Raw genomic sequence first — 8,495 nt, forward strand, 5'->3', positions numbered from 1 at the left:
GCCCTGGGTAGGCGCGGGCCACGCCTCCTTACGAAGCGCAGTCCGCGATATCGTCCTCGACCGAAGGCGCGGGATTGCGCGGGGTGGGTAGCTGCCGCGCGAGAAAGATCTCCATGCGGGCGAGGGCGAAGTCCTCGCTGCTCGACAGGTCGTGATCAGCACCCGGTAGGTACAGGCTTTCCACGCACGTGCTCCCCGCCTCGGCGACGGCTTCCAGGTACATCTCGGCCTGCTGCTTAGGCACATTGCGGTCGGCTTCGCCCTGCACCAGCAGCGTCGGCACCCGGATCCGCTCCGCATGGTGCGCGGGCGACACCTGATCCAGGTTGTCGAGGTTCAGGCCCGCGACACGTTCCTCCCAGCGCTGCGCGTACTTGGAGGCGACGAACAGCTTGCGGTCGTAGCGAAGCATCGTCTCGAGGTCGGTGACGCCGTTGAGGCTCACGGCGCAGCGATAGCGCTCGGGTTGGCGGATCGAGCCCCACAGGGCGGCGTAGCCCCCGTAGCTGGCGCCGGCGATGCAGATCTGATCTGGCGCGGCCACCCCCGTTTCCACCAGCCAGGCCGTGCCGTCGTCGATGTCGTCGATCATCTTCCGTCCCCACTCGCCGTAGCCGGCTTCGACGAAGTCACGGCCGAAGCCGGTGGAACCGCGAAAGTTCGGTTGCAAGACGGCGTAGCCGCGATCGGCGAGGAACTGGACCCAAGTGTTGTAGCTCCAGCTGTCCCTGGCGAAGGGGCCGCCGTGGGGCAGGACGATCGTCGGCAGGGGTGTGTCCTTCGGTGCGTAGCGCGGGCGCGTCAGATAGCCCCGGATCAGGGTGCCGTCGCGTGCCGTGTATTGGATCGGTTCGACCGGGGAGAGCTGGTCGGGATCGATCTTCTCGTAGGGCTTCAGGAGCTGCTCGATGCGGTTCTTGGCGCGATCGAAGAGGTAGTAGGAGCCGGGGTCGGAGCTCGCCTGCGAGTAGAAGAGGATGCGGTTGCGATCGTCACTGAAGGACGTGATCAGGTTGATGCGATCGGGCAGGGACTTGTCGATCCGCGTCTGCACGGCCTCCATCGACTCATCGATCCAGTGCTGCTCGAGCTTGTCCACCTCGAACTGCACGCCAACCACCCGATTGGAGGGGGCCGTGACCAGCGAGGTGACGTCGGCGACGGGGTGTTCGAAGATGGGGTCGAGGATGACGTCCTGCGCCAGGTCGTAGCGGTAGGCGGCGAAGCGCCCCGTCAGGCTGTTGGTGTGGATGATGCCCTCACGCGTGCCGGGCACCACCTTGATGCTCCTCACCACCTCGCCGTCGACCGCCGAGTAGCGCTTGGACTGGATTTGCTTGAGCTTGCCGTTCTTCGGATCGGTGAGGTGCAGGCGCCAACGTCGCTTGGCGTAGCTGATGCCGCCGACCAAGGTACCGTCGCTGTCCGCCAGCCATTGGTCGATGCCCTTGCGGGGCTTCTGGACGATCTCTTCCTCGCCGGAGCTCAGGTCGATGCGCACCACGAAGGGATCGCGCTTCGGCATGCGGTACTGATAGGCGAGAACGTAGGTGCCCATGGGGTCGACGTGCACCAGGCGGTCCGAGTCCAGGTAGGAGGATTCGTTGATGTCCATCGCGCGGCCGCGCAGCACATCGAGCACCATCAGCGCGTTGCGCAGGATCAGATCTGTGTCGGTAACGCCCTGCAGCAGCATTCCGACAGCGAACAGGAGCTCATCGCTCGTCATGGGTCGGGTGGTGCTGACGAGTAAGCGCTGGTTGCCTGCCCAATCTACACCGTGGATGCGACGGTTGCCGAAGCTGAAGTATTCGAGGTCATCGCCCGCGGCAGCATCCACATCGATCAGGCCGACCAGCTGCTCTCGTCCGTTTTGCACCAGGACGGCGACGCGTCGCCCATCCGGGGATAGCACCGGGTTGTTGAGGAACGGGCGCTCGGCGAAGTCCGCGAGACGTGCGGGCGCCGGCGTATCAGCCTGGCTGGCGGTGCCTAGTAGCATTGAGAGCAGCAGCAGGGCTACGCAGCGAATAGCGTTGATGATGGCTGATCCTTGAGGGTCGTTCCGAGCTTACCTATCAAGGAGTGTGCCCCTGGGGCCGGAGCACCGCAACGGCGGTGGCACGTGTGCCCGACCCTAGGGGCACCCTTGCCAGTCCGGGCCCCCCCATAATCTGGGGTGTGACAATTCCCTCGGTCGCGCGAATCACGGGATCACACCAGGACGCGAGCGTGGATGAACGAGTGGACGTGGCAAGGACCGACGACATGAACCGATCCGGAGACGCTGAGGAATCGCCGACTGGCGAGGAGGCGCGCATGCACCAGCGCTTCGGCGAGCTTGTGCAAGGCCATGCTGGCGTGATCCACGGCATTGCGCGGTCCTACTGCTGGCAGGCGGCCGATCGGGAGGAGCTGGAGCAGGAGATCGTGCTGCAGTTGTGGCGGGCCTTTCCCCGCTACGACCCCGCACGGACCTTCAGCACCTGGATGTACCGGATCGCCTTGAACGTCGCGATCTCCTACGTGCGCGGCCATACGCGCCGGGAGCGCCACTTCACGCCGCTCCCGCCAGAGGTCGAACCGAGGGATCCGGCGGCGGTCATCCCGGGCGAGCAAGACGAGCGCATCGAGGTGCTAAGCCGGTTCATGGACACCCTAGATCCGCTGAACCGGGCGCTGCTGCTGCTCTACCTTGAAGAACACACGGCAACGGAGATCGCCGAGGTGTTGGGCATCAGCCCAAGCAACGTGACCACCAAGTTGAGCCGACTCAAGCAACGCATCCGCGCCTACCAGGCGCCTGCCAAACAACAAGGCGACCCGCAGGAGAACAACGATGGAACTCGATGACATGCGCACCGCCTGGCGAGCACTGACGCAGGAGCTGAGTGCGCAACGGCAGCTGAACCTGGCGTTGCTGAAGGAAAACCGCCTCGACAGCACCCGTCGAACCCTGCGTCCCCTCCACTGGGGGCAGCGCGTGCAGATCATCTGTGGAGTGGCGCTGGCAGTGATCGCCGCGCCGTTCTGGCTGAGCCACCTTGGCGAGCCACATCTGGTGACCGTCGGCGTGATCTCGCACCTGTATGCACTGACGCTCATCATCACCGGCGCTCGTACCCTGCGCCAGCTAGGGCGCCTGGATTTCGGCGTGCCCGTCGTGGAGATCCAGGCGCAGATCGCTCGCCTCGAACAGATCCATGTGCAGAACGGCTGGCTGGTCGGCTTGCCGTGGTGGTTGGTCTGGCTGCCCATCAGCCTGCTTGGGCTTGGGCTGTTCGGGGTGGATGTCTACGCCGACGTGCCCAGGGGGTGGATCTTGTACAGCGTGGGCTTCGGTGTGATCGGCGCCTCCGTGACGGTGCTCGTCTACCGCTGGGCCATCAACTCGGCCGTGCCGGCGCGCGCGGCGCGGGCGCGGGAGCTGGCAGCGGGTAAGGACTTCGCACGGGCGCAGGCGTACCTGGCAGAGATTCGGCGTTTCGAAGAGGCCTAGCCGCGGGACAAGGCACCGGCACGTCGCGGCGACGCCTGCCGGTACCTTGCCCACGGGGGTAGCCGCTAGTTCTGCGCACCCGGCCCCGGGGGAGAGCCGAAGAAGCTGCGCAGGATTCGGAAGTCGATCCCATTGACGATGCCGTCACCGGTGAAGTCCGCATCCGGATCATCGGTGCCGAAGGCGTCCCGGAACAGGGCGACATCACCGAGGTTGACGATGTTGTCGTTGTTCAGATCCGGATCGCAGCGGTTACCGAAGCCGTCGCCGTTCGAGTCCAGCTGACCCGGGTTGGGCAGCAGGCTGCAGTTATCGGCGGAGTCGGGTACGCCGTCGCCGTCCGTGTCCACCTCGCCGAGGGGAGCGAAGCGGTTGAGGTCGACGGAGAGCACGCCGTCGAACTCAGCGGCCGCGGAGCCCGCGAGTACGTCGGCACGGCCGTCGGCGTTGACGTCTGCAAGCGTGAGCGTGCGCAGCTCTGAGGGTTGGGCGAAGGGCGCATCCACGCCGGTGGCGACCGCGAAGCGATCCGCCGCGTCGAAGGACCCATCGCCGTTGCTAGGCGTGACGGTGATAGCTTTGTCGGTGCTTACGCCCTGTGCTTCGATGGCGAGAACGTCGTCGTACCCATCCTCGTTGGCATCGAATAGCTCGACCGCGATCGGCGCGCTAGGGCCATCGATGGGGAAGGCCGCGTCGAAGGCGCCGCTGCCCACGCCGATGGCCACCAGCAGGCCTTGATCGAGATCACCCACGGCGAGATCGATCGTTCCGTCTCCGTTCACATCGCCGGCCGCCACGGTGGCGATGGTGGAGCCCGGCACAAGCGCCGTGGCGGGGCCGAAGGTGCCGTCGCCATTGCCGAAGAGCGCACGCACGGCGGAGGCGCCCAGAGCCGAGTCTGCCAAGAGGATGTCGAGGACCTCGTCGCCGTTGAGATCGACCAAGCGTAGCTCCTGAGGGTCGTCGGCCCCGAGGAAGGTGCCGGTAGGAGTGAGGCCGCCGTTGCCATCGCCGATGAGCACGGTCACCGTGTCGTCGAAGCAGGCAGCCACCGCGTCGAGGTTGTCGTCACCGTTGAGGTCGCCAACGGCTACGCGCAGCGTGTCACCGCACACCGATACGGAGGTCGGGCTACCGAGGCCCCCCGCGCCGTCGCCGAGGAACACGGACACCGTGTCGAGGGACAGGTCGGCGACGACCAGGTCGTCCGCACCATCGCCGTTGAGGTCGGCTACCGCGACACTCGTTGGCTGTGCGAGGCCGTTGGAGAGCACCTCGCGCTGCGTGAACACGCCGTTCTCCAGGTCCGACAGGATGGAAAGGCTTCCCGAGGAAGAATCGGCCGTGATCACGTCGATGCGACTATCGCCCGTGACATCGCCCGCCGCAATTTGCGCGACTCGGGCGCCGATCGCAGTCGTGCGGGGCGTGTTGAAGAAGCGAGCGTCGCCGGTGCCGATGTGCACGGCGAAATCATCGGATGAAATGTTGATGGAGATGACATCGTCGATGCCGTCCGCGTTCGCGTCGAGCTGGGCCGCAGCGAAGGTCGCGCCGCCACTTCCGCCGAGGACGAAGGACCCGAACGTGAAGTCACCGTTGCCGGGGATCCAGAGCAGGCTGTCGTCGATGAAGGCCGGGCCGACGATGTCCGCAAAGCCATCATCGTTGAAGTCATCGACCAGGATCTCGAGCACGCCGAACTGATTGATCTGCGTGTTCACCGCGGGGCCGAAGGTGCCGCCGCCGAGGCCCGGCAGAATGCTGATGAAATCGAAGTTGCCGCCGTCGAAGGTGAAGGCCAGATCGAGCACGCCGTCATTGTCGAAGTCGCCGGTGGTGGCGCGGGTGCCGCCGAAGCCGCCTGCGGCGAAGGACTGCCCCTCCACCAGGGCGCCTGCGCCATCGTTCAGGAAGATCGTGTAGGTGGGGCTCGGCTGCGAGAAGTTGATGACCACATCGGTATCGCCATCATCATCCACATCCACCAGTGCCAGCTCCTCGGCCACGGCACCGGGGCCGAGAGGGATTAGCGCGGGCTCTCCCCAGTAGACACCCTGAGCCCCGTCAGGCGTACTCGGCAGCACTGCCAGTGAGCTGAAGTCGGGGAGGGCGATTAGCTCCGGGTTGCCGTCACCGTTGAGATCCGCGAGACCGAAATCGCTCACATCGATGAGATCGAGACGGGGCGCGCCGTCCAAGCGGAAAGTGCCGTCGCCATTGCCGAGGTAGACGGTAAAGCGATCGTTGGTGAGGCTCTCGCGGATCACGATGTCCAACTCGCCGTCATCGTTGACGTCTGCGAGGTCGCCGGCCTGTGAGAAGGTGAAGACGCTGTTCGAATCGCTCAACGCGAAGTCGCCGTTGCCGTCGCCGAGATGGGCGGAGTAACCCCCGGCGATGTTTTCGATCAGAACAACATCCTGCGCACCGTCGTTGTTGAGATCACCGGTGAGGAGATCCGAGGGGCCGCCGTTCGGGGCGCCATCGAATCGTTGGGTGCTGAGGAAATCGGATGTCTGGGCGAGGGCCGTTGGCAGCTGTACGGCCAGCGCAAGGCAGCAGGCCGTTCGAAGCAAGCTGGAAGATCTCATGGATTGCACGTCCTTATTGCAGTGATGTCGCCTCCTGCGACACGCGTCGCAAGAGTTACCCCACTGGGTCGGTCGTGCAATGGAGCGGGTTCAAACGTTAGAAAAACGTAACATCTACCCGCTCCAATCCGCCCTCCTCACGGCTACGTGGGAGCGATCAGAGATGATCCTCGAAGTAAGCGGTCATCATGTCGTGCAGATGCAGCGACGTGCCATCGCCGGAGTTGATGCGGTGATCACGGTTCGGGTACGACATGAACTCGAAGCGGCGATTGTGTTTCACCAGCTCGTTGATCAGCCGCTCGCTGCCCTGGTAGTGCACGTTGTCATCGCCCGTGCCGTGTACCAGCAGCAGCCTGCCCTTGAGGTGCTTGGCGTGGGTGATGGGCGAGGCCTCGGTGTAGGCCTCCGCGTAGTCGTCGAGGAGGCCCGAGTAGCGCTCCTGGTAGATGGCGTCGTAGAGGCGCTGGTCGGGCACGGGCGCGCGCGACACGCCCACGTGGTAGAGGTCGGGGTAGCGGAACAGCATGTTGAGGGTCATGGACCCGCCGCCCGAGTGCCCCCAGATGCCCACGCGCTCCGGGTCGATGAACGCGAAGCGCTCGAGCATCGCCTGTAACGCATCGGCCTGATCTCGTGAGGAGAGGATGCCGATCTGCCCGTACACGGCCTTGCGCCAGTCGCGACCGCGAGGCGTGCGGGCGCCGCGGTTGTCGATCGAGGCCACCAGGTAGCCGTGTTGGGTCATGAGCAGATGCCAGAGCGAGCGCTGGTTCTTCCACTGATCGACCACTGTGGAGCCGGCGGGTTCGCCGTACACGTAGAACAGAATCGGGTAGCGCTTGGTGGGATCGAAGTCCGGCGGATACATCAGGAAGCCGTCCAGGGGCACGCCGTCCTGCGCGGTCACGCGGAAGAACTCGTGGCGGCCGAGGGTGAGGGCGGCGAGCTTCTCGCGTAGCTCGGCGTTGTCAACCAGCGTCCTGGCGCGCTCGTGATCGGGAAGGCTGACGAGGTGGTACTGGGCCGGTTGATCGAAGCGTGAGTGGGTGTGTACTGCCCACGCGCCGTCCTTCGCGATGTCGTAGCTGTTGGTGCCTTCGAGGTCGGCGGGTGTGATGCGCTTGGGCGCGCCCTTACCGTCCAGGGGGGCCAGGTAGAGGTAGCGCTGGGTGGCGTTGTCGGGTGAGGCGGTGAAGTAGAGGCGGTTGTGCTCCTCATCCACCTTCACCAGGTCGACCACGTCGAACTGCCCGGGGGTGAGGTCCTGGATGCGTCCGCCGTCGCTGGAGACGCGGAGTACGTGGCGCCAGCCGCTGCGCTCGCTCATCCATGTGAAGGCGCGGCCGCCGTCCAGCCAGGTCACGTCGGCGAAATCGTCGAGGTGCTCGTTCTCGCGTTCGACGAAGACGGGCTTCGTCTTACCGCTCGCGGCGTCGCCGTAGTAGAGGGTGTTGGTGTCCTGCTTGCGATTGACGTGGTGGATCAGCACCGCGTCGCTGCGCTCGCCGGCGAAGTCCATGCGCGGGATGTACATCTGGCGCGGATCGCCGGGCAGTTCCATCCACACGGTGGACCCGCCGTCGACGGTCACTACGCCGATGCGCGCGGCGGAGACCGTCTCGCCCACCTTGGGGTAGGGGATGTGGGTGAGCTTGGGGTAGAGCTCATCGGTGTTGTTGATGAGGACGAAGTCGCGCACGCCCGAGGTGTCGAATTGCCAGAAGGCGATGTGGCTGCCGTCGGGGCTCCAGCGGAAGCCGTCGCGGATGCCGAACTCCTCCTCGTAGGCCCAGCTGGTGATGCCGTTCAGTTGGGCGTCGCTCTCACGGGTGGTGAGGCGGGTGATGTCGCCCGACGCGATATCCTCGACGTAAACATCCGCATCGCGGGCGTAGGCCACCTGACGGCCGTCCGGGGAGAACTTGGCGAACTGCAGGCTCGCCGGTTCCGCGATGCCGCCGAGCTGGCGCAACTTACCGCTCTCGAAGGACAGCACCCAGTAGTCGCCGCGGGTCTTCTGGCGCCACACCTTCTGGCTGTTGGTGTAGATGAGGAGCTGGGTGCGGTCCTCGCTCCAGTGGTAGTCGTCGACGACCAGCGGCGTGTCCGTGCCGGGCGGCGTCAGCTGGGCGAGGTTGACGAGGACGGTGCGCTCGCCGGTCTTCGCGTCGTAGCGTACGATTTCCTTAGGTGGATCCTCGTCGTCGTCTTGCTCGTCCTGGTCCTCCACGGCTTCGAGCATCGCGTAGCCCCCGTCGGGTAGCCACTGCAGGGCCTCGGGCTTTGCAGGCTCGTAGCGCTTCACCTCGAAGATGGCCTCGTTGGTGAGGCGTCCCGCGGCACCGTCGTCGGCAGCGGCGTGGTGTTCCGCCTTGACGCCCGGTGCGGCGGCGAGC

The 8,495-nt window shown here is 65.4% G+C and carries 5 protein-coding genes; 2 read left to right on the forward strand and 3 right to left on the reverse strand.

Going from position 1 to position 8,495, the window contains the following annotated elements; genetic code table 11:
• Window positions 1-28 precede the first annotated feature (28 nt).
• Complete coding sequence (locus AAF184_14615) at window positions 29-2,002, reverse strand: alpha/beta fold hydrolase (protein ID MEO0423567.1); 1,974 nt, start codon at window positions 2,000-2,002, stop codon at window positions 29-31.
• Window positions 2,003-2,268: 266 nt separating this feature from the next.
• Here AAF184_14615 and AAF184_14620 point away from each other — a divergent pair, with 266 nt between their 5' ends.
• Both AAF184_14620 and AAF184_14625 read left to right on the forward strand, forming a co-directional pair.
• Entirely contained in the window at window positions 2,269-2,853 is a 585-nt protein-coding gene (locus AAF184_14620) for a sigma-70 family RNA polymerase sigma factor (GenBank protein ID MEO0423568.1), read from the forward strand.
• On the forward strand, window positions 2,840-3,499 hold the full coding sequence (locus tag AAF184_14625) for a hypothetical protein (GenBank protein MEO0423569.1): 660 nt from the start codon (window positions 2,840-2,842) through the stop codon (window positions 3,497-3,499). The genes AAF184_14620 and AAF184_14625 overlap by 14 nt, the downstream gene beginning before the upstream one ends.
• Window positions 3,500-3,564: 65 nt before the next feature.
• Here AAF184_14625 and AAF184_14630 read toward each other — a convergent pair whose 3' ends face one another.
• Together AAF184_14630 and AAF184_14635 are read right to left on the reverse strand one after the other, a co-directional pair.
• Window positions 3,565-6,096, reverse strand: coding sequence for an FG-GAP-like repeat-containing protein (locus AAF184_14630; GenBank protein ID MEO0423570.1), 2,532 nt, complete (start codon window positions 6,094-6,096; stop codon window positions 3,565-3,567).
• A gap of 157 nt (window positions 6,097-6,253) precedes the next feature.
• Window positions 6,254-8,495 (reverse strand): DPP IV N-terminal domain-containing protein (locus AAF184_14635; GenBank protein ID MEO0423571.1); only part of this gene is annotated, 2,242 nt, incomplete at its 5' end.

It is taken from the genome of Pseudomonadota bacterium (assembly GCA_039815145.1).
Taxonomy (GTDB): domain Bacteria; phylum Pseudomonadota; class Gammaproteobacteria; order Steroidobacterales; family JBCBZW01; genus JBCBZW01.